Raw genomic sequence first — 242 nt, forward strand, 5'->3', positions numbered from 1 at the left:
CACCATCGTATGATGGAATGCTCATTTCTAAGCTTTACGATACAGAAGCAGTAATGGTGGAGCCAAACGGGATCGAACCGTTGACCTCCTGCGTGCAAGGCAGGCGCTCTCCCAGCTGAGCTATGGCCCCATATCTCTACAGGCTATTTCCACACAAAATTGGTGGGTCTGGGCAGATTCGAACTGCCGACCTCACCCTTATCAGGGGTGCGCTCTAACCAACTGAGCTACAGACCCAATTT

At 51.7% G+C, this 242-nt stretch carries 2 tRNA genes; both read right to left on the bottom strand.

Features of this window, described 5'->3' with window-relative positions:
* Positions 1–54 precede the first annotated feature (54 nt).
* A tRNA-Ala gene (locus tag AWM69_RS22625) sits at positions 55–130 on the bottom strand.
* 30 nt (positions 131–160) lie between these two features.
* Positions 161–237: transfer RNA gene (locus AWM69_RS22630), tRNA-Ile, on the bottom strand.
* Between the last annotated feature and the right edge of the window lie 5 nt (positions 238–242).

Source organism: Pseudomonas sp. D1HM (assembly GCF_019266105.1).
Classification (GTDB): domain Bacteria; phylum Pseudomonadota; class Gammaproteobacteria; order Pseudomonadales; family Pseudomonadaceae; genus Aquipseudomonas; species Aquipseudomonas taetrolens.